Consider the following 11962-nt stretch of genomic DNA (forward strand, 5'->3'; position numbering starts at 1 on the left):
GGCCTGGCGGTGGTGCGCCGTCCGGCCCCCTTGCTCCCGACTTGCCGGGCGCGGTCACACCTGGTGAAGATCTTGTGGTGAGTTCCATGCGACCGTCTTCCGGGTGCGAGGTGGCGGCCGCGCCCCCCACCTCGCACCGTGCTGCCCCGCGTCGCCGCCCTCCCGTCGGACGCGCCGTGGCCGTGCTCGTCCTGGTGGCCGTCGCCACTCTGATCCCGCTGCTCGGCCCCTCGGTCGCGCTGCGCGGCACCGGCGAGGCGCAGGCGCCCGGCACAGGCGGGATCACGTTTCTGCGGGCGGTCGTGTTCGGCGCGCTGTGCGTGCAGCTGGGCGAGGTGTTCGTGACGCGGCTCGCCCGCCGTGTCCCGGGGGCGCCGCTGGACCGTGCGCCGCGCGGCTGGGCGGCGTACACGGCGTGGGCGGGATGCGCCGCGGCGCTCGGACTCGCCGCGATCGTGGCGAACGGCAATCTCGTCCCGCAGCAGCTCTCCGACCTGGACATCGGGCGGCTCTACGACTCCCGGGACGGCAGGCTCGCCCTCCTGGAGGTCAACTCCTTCATCGTGGCCGCGCTGTGCGCCCGCTCACGGCGCCCCGCGGCGGCGGCGCTCCCCCTGGCCGCGGTGATCGTCGCCGAGGCGCTGCGCGCCCACCCTCCGGTGGAGGACTCCCCGCTGGTCGGCAGCGGTCTCACGCTCGTACACCTGACGTGCGGGGCGCTGTGGGCGGGCGGTCTGCTGTACGTCCTGCGGATGCTGCGGCGGTGGCGGACGACCGCTCCGGAGGCGAGCGTCGCCGTTCTCGGCCTCTACGCGCGCGTGGCCGCCGTTCTGTTCGCGGCCATCACCGTGACCGGGATCTGCAGCACGCTGCGCCGGATGCCGCCGAGCACGGTCGTGGACCAGCTCACCGAGACGGCGTACGGCCGCACGCTGCTCGCCAAGGCGCTGCTCGTGGCCGTGGTCGCCGTGCTCGCGCTGCTGGCCCGCCACCGGCTGCGCGGCACAGGCGCCCGGCTCCAGACCTACGTCCCCGCGCGCGGTGAGGTGATCGCGCTGGGCGTGGTCGTCGTGCTTTCGGCGCTGCTGACCGCGGTGCCGGTGCCGATCCGCTGGTGACCTTCGCACAGCACGGCTGTGGCCGGCACGGTTCTGCCCAGCACGGCTGTGGCCAGCAGGAACTGCGCCGCGATGTAGGTGAGCATGATCGCGAGATCGGGTCTGGGCAGCTGCGGCCACTCGGCGACGCCGGTCGCGATGAGCGTGTCCGACAGCAGGAACAGCGCCCCTCCGGCGGCTGCCGTGAGGCCCAGCGTGGTCGCGCCGAACGCCATGGTGGTGAGCAGCAGGCTGTAGCCCGCGACGGGTCCCCGCATGTCGGCCGGCAGGTCCGGCCAGAGCAGCGCCACGGTGACGGCGAGCGCGAGGGCGTACGCGGCCACGAGCGCCGCCCCACGCGCGCGTGGCGAGCCGCCCGTACGGGCGTACCTCGTGGTGTCGCCGTACCGCTTGAAGAGTACGAGGTAGCAGATGTGCCCGGCGGCGAAGGAGCCCATTCCCGCGAGGAAGGCGGGCTCGGCGTCGAAGAGCAGGAGGGTGTCGCCGCCGCAGCTGAAGAGGAGGGCGGCGATCAGGAGTCGCGGGCCCCGCCGCACAGCCACGTATGCCGCGAGGAGCGGCATGAGCAGCGGCTTGAAGACGGCGTGGCCGGGGTCGAAGTCCATGAGAAGCGCGAGGAGGTCCCCGAGCGCGGCGAGGCCGAAGGCGCCGAGGAGCAGCCTCGGCGCGGGCCGCCCCGTCATGCCGCCCGCTCCGCGACCGTCGCCTCGGCGGCTGCTGTCTCGGGGGCTGTCGTCTCAGGGGCTGTCGTCTCGGGGGGCCGTACGGGGGCCGTGGGTGCCTCGGGAGCCTTCGGCTGCCATCCGGGGCCGCGGAAGACCCGCCCGGCCCGCTCGCGCCAACTGGTCGCCGCCTTCACGTCCTTGGCGATGGCGGCGTACTCGTGGGTGGCGACGCGCAGCGGGTTGTACGTGGTGATGTTCTTCGTCAGGCCGTACACGGGGCGGTCGGTCTCCGCCACCCAGGAGCCGAACAGGCGGTCCCAGATGATGAGGATGCCACCGAAGTTGCGGTCCAGGTAGCCGCCCTGGGACGCGTGGTGGACGCGGTGGTGCGAGGGCGTGTTGAAGACGAACTCGAAGGGGCGGGGGAGCTTTCCGATGCGCTCGGTGTGGATCCAGAACTGGTAGACGAGGTTGGCCGAGGAGCAGAAGGCGAGTGCCGCCGGGTGGACACCGCAGGCGATGAGCGGCAGGTAGAACGGCCACACCGTCAGGCTCGTCCAGGGCTGGCGCAGCGCCGTCGTGAGGTTGAACTTGCGGCTGGAGTGGTGCACGACGTGGCAGGCCCACAGGATGCGGATGACGTGGTGGCCCCGGTGCGACCAGTAGTAGAAGAAGTCCTGCGCGAGGAGCATCAGCGGGACGGTCCACCACAGGACGGGCACGCGCAGCGGCGTCAGCGCGTAGACGGCCGAGTAGATCGCGACGATCGGGATCTTCCACAGGAAGTCGAAGGCGAGGCTGCCGAGCCCCATGGTGACGCTGGTGGTGGCGTCCTTGGCCTCGTACCCGGCGGCGTCCTCATCGGGATGGATCCGGTGGCTCACGATTTCGACGACGGTGAGCAGCACGAAGGCCGGGATGGACCACAGCACGACATCGGGCAGGTTCGGGGACATGCGTGCACCGTAGAACGGCTCCTCGCCCGCGACTAGAGGTGGTTACCGACAAGTATTACCGGCGGTACGGGAGCGGTTGTTGGTGATCCTCTCCAAAGGCCGCTCGGTCAGCTGCTCGGCGGCCCGCAGCCGGTTGAGCCGTGAGCCGAGGTCACCAGACGCGCACCGACCCTCCTGGCGCGAACACCGGGCTCGTCGCGTCGGCCGGGGCTTCCTTGAGGGGTTCGTCCAGTTCCTGGACCGTGGGTCCCACGCGCGCGGCGATGCGCCCGAGCCGCTCCAGGTCGAAGCCGTAGACACGGGCGGTGTTGCCGCCGACCATGGCGGCGATCTCGTCCCTGGGCAGGCCCGCGTAGGCGACGCGCAGGCCCTCGCGCGAGTAGGGGTGGGTGCCCTCGTCGTGGGGGTAGTCGCTGCCCCACATGATCTTGTCGAGGCCGATGCGGTCGCGCAGGGCCGCCTCGTGCGGGCGCATGAAGCTGGCGCCGACGAAGCAGTTCTCGCGCCACACCTCGGAGGGGCCCTTGCCCATCGCCTCGGCGAGACCCGCGCCGAACTTCGACTCGGCCGTGTCGGCGCTCCCGGTCTTCGTCGCCGCCGCGACCAGGCGCGCGTGGTAGTAGTCCAGCATGCCCAGGACGCCGGGGATCCAGCCGGAGCCCTGCTCAGTGAGGACGAGGCGCAGCCCCGGATGGCGGCGGAAGGCGCCGCCGAAGACGAGGTGCCACAGCGCCCGGTGGGAGAACCACGTCGTCTCGACCATGAACACCGCGCGCGCGGCGGGTTCCTCGCCCAGCGGCGGCGACGCCGAGCCCGCGTGATGGTTGACCGGCACGCCCAGCTCGGCGCAGGCCGCCCAGATGGGGTCGTACGCCGCCGAGTGGAGTTCCGGCAGCCCCGAGCCCGGCGGGGTGCCGGGCAGCAGGAGCCCGCCCGTGAGGCCGGCCTCCACCGACCGGTGGATCTCCTCGACGGCCTGGTCGACGTCGTTCAGGAGGATCTGGAAGACGCCCGCCCTACGGCCGGGCGCGGCGGCGCAGAAGTCGGCGAGCCAGCGGTTGTGGGCGCGCAGACCCGCCCAGCGCAGCTCGAACTCCTCGCGGGTGGGGGCCGGGGCCATCAGCGAGGCCGAGGGGAAGAACGGCGGGATGGTGTTCGGGAAGACGACCTCGGCGACGATGCCGTCCGCTTCAAGTTCGGCGATACGGCGGTCCGAGTTCCAGTTGCGGTCGGCGGTGTCCGCGAGGAGGTCCTCGTACGGATTGACGTACGTGGCCGCCCAGGCGTCGAACGCGTCGTGGTGGCGGGACTCCAAGTAGGGCTTGTAGTCCAGGAGATCGGCGCCCGCGTGGCAGTCGGCGGAGATGACGGTGTAGCGCTCCGCGCTGGTATGTCCGCTCATGTGTCCGCCCCCAGTACCGGAAAGTCGTGGTCGGTCAGCCAGTGGCGGCCCACCTCGCGAGAGCGGGCCCAGGAGGCCTCCACGGCCGTTTGGTCGGTGTCCTGTCCGAGGTCGGCGGGGGTCGGGCCGATGCGGTGTGCCAGCGGCGCGAGTCTGTCCGTGTCGAAGCCGAAGACCTCGGCGGCGGCGAGGCCCAGCATGCGGCGGGTCTCCCCCACCGGGATGTCGTGGAAGGTTTTCCGCAGCCACGCGCGCGTGTCGGGCCATGTCCCCTCCGGGTGCGGGAAGTCGCTGCCCCAGAGGATGTTGTCGACGCCGATCTCGTAGCGCTGGGCCAGCTCGCGGCGCTTGGTGTTGGTGGCGCAGACGAAGAGCTGCCGGTCCAGGTACTCGTGCGGCGGGCGTTTCAGCTCGGCGAACGGGGAGAGCTTCTTGCCGCCGTGCGCGCCCAGGTAGAGGCGGTCCATGAACCACAGGAGGTTCGGCAGCCACCAGCAGCCGGACTCCGCGACGCCGAACCTCAGCCCCGGGTGTCGCTCGAAGACGCCGGACCAGAGCATGAACCACAGCGGCCGCGCGGGCCACCACGTCACTTCGGAGACGTAGATCCCGAGGTGGTCGCCGTACTCGTGGCGGGGTGCCGCCCCGGAGTGCGTGAGGACGGGCATCGCGCACTCGGCCGCCGCCGCCCACACCGGGTCGTAACGCCGGTCGTGGTAGGGCGCCTTGTCGACCCACATGGAGGGGATCATCAGCGCGCCGAGCCCCGACTCCTTGGTGCGGCGGATCTCGGCGACGACGCGGTCGACCTCGCCGGTGACGGGCAGCAGGGCGACGCCGCAGTGCCGTTCGGGGTGCTCGGAGACGAACTCGGCGAGCCAGCGGTTGTGCGCCTGCGCGCCCGCCATGCCGAGCTCGGGGTCCTGGTCTCCGGAGAGGCCGAGGCCCACGCCGAAGGGCGCGGCCGTCCGGCTGTCCACGGCATCCGCGTCGGGGAAGACGACCTCGGCGGCCACCCCGTCGCCGTCCAGCTCCTTGAGGCGCTGCGCGGTGTCCCAGCCGCCGCGCAGGCCCTCCTCGTTGTCGTGGAACCACTTGGCGGCGAACGCGTCGTTGCGGATGCCGAGCCGGGTGGCCTCCTGTCGGCGTGCGTCCCGCTCCCCGAGGAAGTCGTCGAAGGCGCGGTGGAAGCGGCTGTCCAGGTAGGGGCGGTACTCCTCCGTGGGGAGCCCGGCGTGGCAGTCGGAGGAGATGATCAGGTACGGGTCCTGCGGGGTCTGCGGGTCCTGCCGGTTCTGGTGGCCCTGGTGGCCCTGGTGGCCCTGGTCGCTCATCGGTGGCGCTCCCTTCAGTCCAGGATGAAGTTCTCGAGGTACGTCGGGTCGGAGCGGTCGAGCATCGACCGCGACCTCGCCTTGATCTGCCGGTCGCTGTGCTCGCTCTCCGGAAGCAGCCAGAAGCGGCCCGCCGCGATGCCGTCCGCCACGAAGTCCGCGACCTGCTCGACGGGCGTGAACCGCACCTCCTGCCCTGCGTCCTTCATCGCGGCCTCCCACTGGTCGAGGCTGCGGTAAGGGGCTCTGCGGGGGCGGGACTTGGCGTACCGGTCGGGCCGGTTGCGGTGCGACTCCCACAGGCCCGTGCGGAGCATGTGGGGTCCGGGGAAGAGCACGGAGGCGCCCACGCGCGCGTGCTCCGCCTTCAGATGCGCGTACAGGGACTCGGTCATCGTCACCACGGCCGCCTTGGTGACCGCGTACACGGAGGCGGTGGGCAGCGGTGCGATGCCGCCGTCGCCGGAGGAGGTGTTGACGACGTGTCCGGGCTCGCCGCCCGCGATCATCCGGGGGACGAAGGCCTGGATGCCGTGGAAGACGCCCCACACATTGACCTCGAAGGCCCACTTCCAGTCGTTCGGCTCGTGCTCCCACATGCGGCCCTCGGCGCCCGAGCCGACGCCCGCGTTGTTGCACAGCACATGGACGGCGCCGAACGTGTCGTACGCCTCGTCGGCGAGGGCGACGACCTGCTCGCGGTCTCCGACGTCGACCACGCGCGCGTGCACGCCGGCTCCGTCCTCGCGCAGCCCCGCGGCGGCCTTCTCCAGGGCGCCGCCCTCGACATCCGCGAGGACCACCTTCAGGCCGTCCGCCGCGAACCGCCGCGCCATGGCTAGCCCGATGCCGCTCGCCGCGCCGGTGACGACGGCGACCTGTCCCGCGCGCAGCTCCATCTCAGACGCTCCCCTCGGGCGGGCCGTCGAGGATCTGCGCGGGGTCGTCGTAGCGCTGGTGGATGTAGGGCAGCAGGGCCTGCGCGCTGACGCGCTCCACGACGCGGCCTTGCTGGTCGGTGGTCTTCTCGCCGATGGTGATCCCGACGATCGCCCGCACCGGCAGATCGGCCACGGGGTCGTACATCGACTCCCGCAGGACGACGTCGCCGGTGATGCCCTCCAGCTTGCGGACCTTCTCGTTCCGTACGCAGTGCACGAGTACCGGGTCGGCGTCGAAGCCCGAACCGTCCACCCCGGGCAGGAACTTGAAGTAGAAGTCCGTCTTCCGGGCCGGCTCCGGGAGCGGCAGCGCACCGCTGACCGCGCCGCGCACCTCCACGAACGCGATGCCGTGCCGGGCCAGCCAGGCACGTACGACCATGCCGTCGCGCTCGACCTCGACCTCGCCGAGCTTCTTCGGCTCACCGAAGACCTCGCGCCCGCCGATCAGGGCCCGCTCATGGGTCATCGGCATCACCAGCGGATACCAGCCGGCCACTCCCCCGTGCTCGGCGGCGACGGCCACCGAGCCCGCGCCGAGCGGGTAGCCGGGCAGGTCGACCTTGCTGATTCCGGCCCGCACCAGGGGCCGCCCGGTGGGCTTCAACGGGGGCGGCAGAACCGCCGCGACCGCGTCGGGATCGCTCTCCCAGACGGCCACCACGCCCGTGGACCAGATGTCGGGGAGCTTGGAACTCGCGGTGCGCGCGGCGGCGATCTCCGCCTCGGTGCGCGCTCCGTACCGTACGCGTGCCATGTCGTACCACCCTTCGTCAAGCTTGTGGTAGTCGGGCTTGCGGCTGCTCTGTAACACAGTTACAACAGGAAGCGTGAAGGGTAAAGAGACGCGTACGCACCTCAGCAGAGACGACGTGCTGGACACCGCCGCGCGTCTTGTCAAACGGCACGGCCCGCAGTCCCTGACGATGCGCAGGCTGGCCGCCGAGCTGGGCGCCGCCGTCACCTCGATCTACTGGCACGTCGGCAACCGCGAGGCGCTCCTGGACGCCCTCGTCGAGCGCACCCTCGCCGACCTCGGCGAGATCCGCCCCACCGGCCGCACCCCCGCCCAGCGCGTCGCCTCCGTGGCCCGCGCCCTGCGCCGCCAACTGCTCGACCATCCGCACCTCGTGGCGATGGTCCACGAACGTGGCCTGACCGAACGGATGTTCCTGCCCGCCCAGCGTGCCCTGGTCCACGAGGTGCACCAGACGGGCCTGCGCGGTGTCCGTGCCGCCGACGCCGTGCGCGCCGTCCAGGTCCATGTCGTCGGCCATGTCCTGGTCGAACGCAACCGTGAACGCGCCCCGGCTCAGCATCCCGCCGAGGAGGAGCTGTGGACGGCCGAGGCGGCGGAGCGGGACGGCGCGCTCGCCCGCGCGCTGGCCGGACCCCTCGATCCGGAGGCCCTGTTCACCACCTCCGTCAAGGCTCTGGTGACGGGGCTTCTCGGACCGGGGGCATGACTGTCGGTGGCGGCCCGTATCCTCATGGACCATGCTCGAAGACCGCACGACCGCAGCGTCCGCCACCTCCTGGCCGGCCGCGTATCCAACGGGGTACGCGGTCGTCGACGTGGAGACCACCGGCCTGGCCCGCGACGACCGCATAGTGTCGGCGGCCGTCTACCGCGTGGGCGCCCAGGGGGAGATCGAGGACCACTGGTACACGCTGGTCAATCCCCAGCGCGACCCGGGCCCCGTCTGGATCCACGGCCTCACCAGCGAGACGCTGGCCCAGGCGCCGCTGTTCCCGGACATCGCCGAGGAGTTCGCGAGCCGCCTCGAAGGCCGCGTCCTCGTCGCGCACAACGCCGTCTTCGACTGGTCGATGATCGCCAGGGAGTACGCACGCGCGGAGCGCACCGCCCCCGTGCGCCAGCGGCTGTGCACCATCGCGCTCTCCAAGGAGCTGGCGCTGCCGCTGCCCAACCACAAGCTGGAGTCCCTGGCCGCCCACTTCGGCGTCGAGCAGCGCCACGCGCACAATGCCCTGGACGACGCGCGCGTGCTCGCCGAGGCGTTCCGCCCGAGCCTGCACGCGGCCGCCGGGGGCAATGTGCGCCTGCCGCTCCTGGAGTGCCGCCCGCTCACCGAGTGGTCCGACGGCGCGCCCCGCGTCGTCCGCCAGTCGACGGGACCGGCGCCCTCCTCGTCGTACCGGCCCGGAAGTTGGCGCCCCTCGCGAAAGCGCCCGCCGTGCCCGTATCCGAACCCGGGGCGTTACGAACCGGGCAAACCACTCAAGCGGGGCATGCGGATCGCGTTCTCCGGAGACACCTCCGTGGAGCGCGAGCTGCTTGAGGACCGGGCGGTCGAGACGGGCCTGCACATCGCGACGAGCGTGTCGCGTCTCACGAGTCTGCTCGTCACGAACGACCCGGACTCGGGCACTTCCAAGACCGTCAAGGCGCGCTCGTTCGGCACGCCGGTGATCGACGAGGCCGCCTTCGGGCAGCTCCTCCAGGACGTGGCGCCCGCCACGGACGAGTGAACGTCGGGGCGGTGACCGTCGTACGGGTGACGACGTGGTCGGCGAGTCGGCGACCGTCAGACGGGTGATTGCGGACGACTCGCCCGCCGACCGCTCGCACCGCACCGCCGCGGCGCCCCACCCTGTGGCGCATGGCACGTTGCGAGGTCTGCGGAAACGACTACGGCATGTCCTTTGAAGTGCACGCACAAGGCGCGGTGCACGTCTTCGACTGCTTCTCCTGCGCCATCCACCGCATGGCACCCATCTGCGAGCACTGCCGGTGCCGCATCATCGGCCAGGGCGTCGAGGCGGACGGCCACTGGTACTGCGGCGCCCACTGCTCGCGCGCGGAGGGGCGGGTGGGCATCATCGACAAAGTCTGAGCGCCCCACGCCCGACCCCACCTTTAGGCACCTCACGACCGAGTTGTACGGTCGTGGGGTGTACCGCTTCCTCCTGACCCGGCAGTGGGTGATCCTCACCCTCATCGCCCTCGTCCTCATCCCCGTGATGGTCGAGCTGGGTTTCTGGCAGCTGCACCGGCACGAGCACCGCGTCGCGCAGAACCAGCGGATCTCCAAGGCGCTGGCCGCCGATCCGGTCCCGGCCGAGGAGATCACCTCCCCCGGCCACAAGGTGCCCAAGGAGGACCTGTACCGCCGGGTGAGCGCCAAGGGGACGTACGACACGGAGCACGAGGTCGTCGTGCGGCGCCGCACCGACTCCGACGACAAGGTCGGCTTCCACGTGCTGACCCCCTTCGTCCTGGACGACGGCAAGGTCCTGCTCGTCAACCGCGGCTGGATCCCGGCCGACGGACCGCAGACCGCCTTCCCGAAGATCCCCGCCGCCCCGAAGGGCGAAGTCACCGTGACCGGCCGTCTGATGGCCGACGAGACGTCCGCGGCCAGCGGCATCAAGGACGTCCGCGGCCTGCCGGACCGTCAGATCATGCTGATCAGCAGCGGGCAGCAGGCCGACAGCCTCGGCAAGCAGGTCCTCGGCGGCTATGTCGAGCAGACCTCGCCCGACCCCCCGGGCGACACTCCCGAGCTGATCGGTGAGCCCGACCACAGCGGCATCGGCCCACACATGGCGTACGCGGTCCAGTGGTGGCTGTTCGCCGCGGGCGTCCCCGTCGGCTGGGTGGTCCTGGTCCGCAGGGAGCGCCGTGACCGCGCGGCCGCCGCGGAGGCTCCCGCTCCGGAAGCGGCACCGGCGACCGCCTGAGTCCACCCGAGTCCCGTCCGATTGACAAGGGCCTCCCCCGGGAACCCGTTCCGCGTGCCCCGACCAATCGAAGACTTCGCGCTCATCGGCGACCACCAGACCGCCGCCCTCATCGGCAAGGACGGCTCGCTGGACTGGCTCTGCCTGCCCCGCTTCGACTCCGCCGCCTGTTTCGCCGCGCTGCTCGGCGACGAGGAGAACGGCCACTGGCGCGTCGCCCCGAAGGACGCGGGCCCGTGCACCCGCCGCGCCTACCGCCGCGACTCCCTCGTCCTGGACTCCGAGTGGGACACCGAGGACGGCTCGGTGCGCGTCACCGACTTCATGCCACAGCGTGACCGCTCCCCCGATGTCGTACGCATCGTCGAAGGTCTCAAAGGCAGCGTCACCGTGCGCAGCACGCTCCGGCTCCGCTTCGACTACGGCTCGGTCGTGCCGTGGATGCGCAAGGTGGACGGGCACCGCGTCGCCGTCGCGGGGCCCGACTCCGTGTGGCTGCGCAGCGAACCGCCCGTGCGCACCTGGGGCCGCGACTTCGGCACCCACTCCGAGTTCACCGTCAAGGAAGGGGAGAAGGTCGCTTTTGTCCTTACTTGGCACCCCTCGCACGAGCCACGCCCGCCCCTCGTCGACCCGTACGCGGCGCTGCGCGACAGCCTGGCGGACTGGCGCGCCTGGTCCTCCCGCTGCCAGTACGACGGCCCGTACCGCGACGCGGTCATGCGCTCGCTCATCACCCTCAAGGCCCTGACCTACGCCCCGACCGGCGGCATCGTGGCCGCCCCGACCACCTCCCTGCCGGAGGAGATCGGCGGCGTACGCAACTGGGACTACCGCTACTGCTGGCTGCGCGACTCCACCCTCACCCTGGGCGCGCTGCTCATGGCCGGCTATCTGGAGGAGGCCGAGGCCTGGCGCGACTGGCTGCTGCGCGCGGTCGCGGGCAACGCGTCCGACCTCCAGATCGTGTACGGCCTCGCCGGCGAGCGGCGCCTTCCGGAGTACGAAATTCCGTGGCTGCCGGGCTACGCGGGGTCGGCGCCCGTGCGGATCGGCAACAAAGCCGTGGAGCAGTTGCAGCTCGACGTGTACGGCGAGGTCATCGACTCCCTCGCCCTCGCGCACCACGCCGGTCTCACCACCCGTCCCCAGGGTTGGAATCTCCAACTCTGTCTCCTGGAGTTCCTGCGCGAGAAGTGGCGCGAGCCGGACCAGGGGCTGTGGGAGGTACGCGGTCCGCGCCGCCACTTCGTGTACTCGAAGGTCATGGTGTGGGTCGCCGCCGACCGGGCGGTGCGCGCCCTGGAGGAGAACCCCGAGCTGCGCGGCGACCCGGACCGCTGGCGGAAGCTGCGGGACGAGGTCCACCGGGAGGTGTGCGAGAAGGGCTACGACCCGGAGCGCAACACCTTCACGCAGTCCTACGGCTCCACCGAACTGGACGCCTCCTTGTTGCTCATCCCGCACACCGGTTTCCTGCCGCCCGACGATCCGCGTGTCATCGGCACGATCGACGCGGTCCGCGCGGAGCTCGACCACCACGGTCTGCTGCGCCGCTACACATCCGACGCGAAGGTGATCGACGGTCTGCCCGGCGAGGAAGGCACCTTCCTCGTCTGTTCGTTCTGGCTGGTGGACGCGTTGCACATGACGGGCCGCACGAAGGAGGCGCGCGAACTCTTCGAGTACCTGGTGTCGCTGTGCAACGACGTGGGGCTGCTCGCGGAGGAGTACGACCCGGTGTCCGGGCGCCAGCTGGGCAACTTCCCGCAGGCGTTCAGCCACATCGGTCTGGTGAACACGGCCCTCGCGCTCTTCGGTGAGGACGCGGGAGGATAGGG

General features: G+C 71.5%; 12 protein-coding genes. 6 read left to right on the forward strand and 6 right to left on the reverse strand.

Going from position 1 to position 11962, the window contains the following annotated elements:
• Positions 1 to 86 precede the first annotated feature (86 nt).
• A complete protein-coding gene (locus tag ACWDVB_RS28420) occupies positions 87 to 1118 on the forward strand; it encodes a CopD family protein (protein WP_451517457.1) in 1032 nt (343 codons plus the stop codon).
• On the opposite strand, the gene ACWDVB_RS28425 is transcribed toward ACWDVB_RS28420, so the two are convergent.
• The 6 genes from ACWDVB_RS28425 to ACWDVB_RS28450 form a co-directional block, all read right to left on the reverse strand.
• The gene (locus tag ACWDVB_RS28425) at positions 1025 to 1801 is read right to left on the reverse strand and encodes a lysoplasmalogenase (protein ID WP_451517458.1); all 777 of its coding nucleotides are present in this window, start codon (positions 1799 to 1801) and stop codon (positions 1025 to 1027) included. The genes ACWDVB_RS28420 and ACWDVB_RS28425 overlap by 94 nt on opposite strands.
• Complete coding sequence (locus tag ACWDVB_RS28430; protein ID WP_451517459.1) at positions 1798 to 2739, reverse strand: sterol desaturase family protein; 942 nt, start codon at positions 2737 to 2739, stop codon at positions 1798 to 1800. Before ACWDVB_RS28430 ends, ACWDVB_RS28425 begins: the two co-directional genes overlap by 4 nt.
• A gap of 151 nt (positions 2740 to 2890) precedes the next feature.
• Positions 2891 to 4141, reverse strand: a complete 1251-nt coding sequence (locus tag ACWDVB_RS28435) for an amidohydrolase family protein (protein WP_451517460.1) — start codon at positions 4139 to 4141, stop codon at positions 2891 to 2893.
• Entirely contained in the window at positions 4138 to 5475 is a 1338-nt protein-coding gene (locus tag ACWDVB_RS28440; protein WP_451517461.1) for an amidohydrolase family protein, read from the reverse strand. The genes ACWDVB_RS28435 and ACWDVB_RS28440 overlap by 4 nt, the downstream gene beginning before the upstream one ends.
• 14 nt (positions 5476 to 5489) lie before the next feature.
• Positions 5490 to 6374 carry an SDR family NAD(P)-dependent oxidoreductase gene (locus tag ACWDVB_RS28445; RefSeq protein WP_451517462.1) on the reverse strand — a complete coding sequence of 295 codons (885 nt, stop codon included), beginning with the start codon at positions 6372 to 6374 and terminating at the stop codon, positions 5490 to 5492.
• A 1-nt stretch (position 6375) separates the two neighbouring features.
• Positions 6376 to 7173, reverse strand: coding sequence for an acetoacetate decarboxylase family protein (locus ACWDVB_RS28450; RefSeq protein ID WP_451517463.1), 798 nt, complete (start codon positions 7171 to 7173; stop codon positions 6376 to 6378).
• Between the two features lie 73 nt (positions 7174 to 7246).
• Here ACWDVB_RS28450 and ACWDVB_RS28455 point away from each other — a divergent pair, with 73 nt between their 5' ends.
• The 5 genes from ACWDVB_RS28455 (at position 7247) to ACWDVB_RS28475 (ending at position 11960) form a co-directional block, all read left to right on the forward strand.
• Complete coding sequence (locus tag ACWDVB_RS28455) at positions 7247 to 7882, forward strand: TetR/AcrR family transcriptional regulator (protein WP_451517464.1); 636 nt, start codon at positions 7247 to 7249, stop codon at positions 7880 to 7882.
• Between the two features lie 31 nt (positions 7883 to 7913).
• On the forward strand, positions 7914 to 8909 hold the full coding sequence (locus tag ACWDVB_RS28460; protein WP_451517465.1) for a DEDDh family exonuclease: 996 nt from the start codon (positions 7914 to 7916) through the stop codon (positions 8907 to 8909).
• 131 nt (positions 8910 to 9040) lie between these two features.
• Positions 9041 to 9274, forward strand: a complete 234-nt coding sequence (locus ACWDVB_RS28465) for a hypothetical protein (RefSeq protein ID WP_451517466.1) — start codon at positions 9041 to 9043, stop codon at positions 9272 to 9274.
• A 58-nt stretch (positions 9275 to 9332) separates the two neighbouring features.
• A complete protein-coding gene (locus ACWDVB_RS28470) occupies positions 9333 to 10121 on the forward strand; it encodes an SURF1 family cytochrome oxidase biogenesis protein (RefSeq protein WP_451517467.1) in 789 nt (262 codons plus the stop codon).
• A 54-nt stretch (positions 10122 to 10175) separates the two neighbouring features.
• Positions 10176 to 11960 carry a glycoside hydrolase family 15 protein gene (locus ACWDVB_RS28475; protein WP_451517468.1) on the forward strand — a complete coding sequence of 595 codons (1785 nt, stop codon included), beginning with the start codon at positions 10176 to 10178 and terminating at the stop codon, positions 11958 to 11960.
• Positions 11961 to 11962: the final 2 nt, after the last annotated feature.

This window comes from Streptomyces sp. NPDC003379 (assembly GCF_053589195.1).

What these genes read in the sequence shown, in the direction of transcription:
- ACWDVB_RS28440 (WP_451517461.1), bottom strand. Translation starts at nt 5,475, where the DNA reads ATGAGCGACCAGGGCCACCAGGGCCACCAGGGCCACCAGAACCGGCAG.
- ACWDVB_RS28445 (WP_451517462.1), bottom strand. Translation starts at nt 6,374, where the DNA reads ATGGAGCTGCGCGCGGGACAGGTCGCCGTCGTCACCGGCGCGGCGAGC.
- ACWDVB_RS28450 (WP_451517463.1), bottom strand. Translation starts at nt 7,173, where the DNA reads ATGGCACGCGTACGGTACGGAGCGCGCACCGAGGCGGAGATCGCCGCC.
- ACWDVB_RS28420 (WP_451517457.1), top strand. Translation starts at nt 87, where the DNA reads ATGCGACCGTCTTCCGGGTGCGAGGTGGCGGCCGCGCCCCCCACCTCG.
- ACWDVB_RS28435 (WP_451517460.1), bottom strand. Translation starts at nt 4,141, where the DNA reads ATGAGCGGACATACCAGCGCGGAGCGCTACACCGTCATCTCCGCCGAC.
- ACWDVB_RS28430 (WP_451517459.1), bottom strand. Translation starts at nt 2,739, where the DNA reads ATGTCCCCGAACCTGCCCGATGTCGTGCTGTGGTCCATCCCGGCCTTC.
- ACWDVB_RS28425 (WP_451517458.1), bottom strand. Translation starts at nt 1,801, where the DNA reads ATGACGGGGCGGCCCGCGCCGAGGCTGCTCCTCGGCGCCTTCGGCCTC.
- ACWDVB_RS28460 (WP_451517465.1), top strand. Translation starts at nt 7,914, where the DNA reads ATGCTCGAAGACCGCACGACCGCAGCGTCCGCCACCTCCTGGCCGGCC.
- ACWDVB_RS28465 (WP_451517466.1), top strand. Translation starts at nt 9,041, where the DNA reads ATGGCACGTTGCGAGGTCTGCGGAAACGACTACGGCATGTCCTTTGAA.